1 protein-coding gene is annotated in these 511 nt (G+C 63.8%); it reads right to left on the bottom strand.

The annotated features are described in order from the left end of the window. The coding region (locus OK412_RS23410) for an Ig-like domain-containing protein (RefSeq protein WP_264353664.1) at positions 1-511 on the bottom strand (511 nt) is incomplete at both ends.

The raw sequence follows: 511 nt of genomic DNA, 5'->3' as shown, positions 1-511 counted from the left end.
CACCGCCGCGACCGTCAGGGCGTGCGCCCCGCTGCTCATCGCGCTGTCCGGCGTCCAGCTCCACTTGCCGTCCGCCTCTACCGCTGCGCTGCCGATCAGCTTGCCACTGTCGTAGATATTGACGTAACTGATGTCTGCGGTAGTCGTGCCTGAGTAGGTCGGACGTGCATCGTCAGTGACAGAGCCATCTTCAATCTTGCCCTGTACCGGACCGACGTCATCTGTCAGTGTGATGCTGTCCGCCACCAAACCCGATGTCTGGTTATCCGGCACCGAGGTGTCAACGGTAAAGCTCCAGTCGCCGTCTGCCTGCGGGCCCTCATTGCCCGCCGCGTCCACCGCCGCAACCGTCAGGTCGTGAGAGGTGCCGTCCGCCATATCCTGCTCCGGCGTCCAGCTCCACTTGCCGTCCGCCTCCACCGCTGCGCTGCCGACGAACTCGCCGTTGTCATAGATATTGACGTGATCGATGTCGGCGGTTGCGTCGCCGGAAAGAGTCGGCCGCGCGTCA

It is taken from the genome of Pantoea sp. JV6, assembly GCF_025910055.1.
In the GTDB taxonomy this organism is placed as follows: domain Bacteria; phylum Pseudomonadota; class Gammaproteobacteria; order Enterobacterales; family Enterobacteriaceae; genus Pantoea; species Pantoea agglomerans.
The sequence above is the reverse complement of the archived record's forward strand: the minus strand, read 5'-3'. Positions and strand labels throughout refer to the sequence as shown.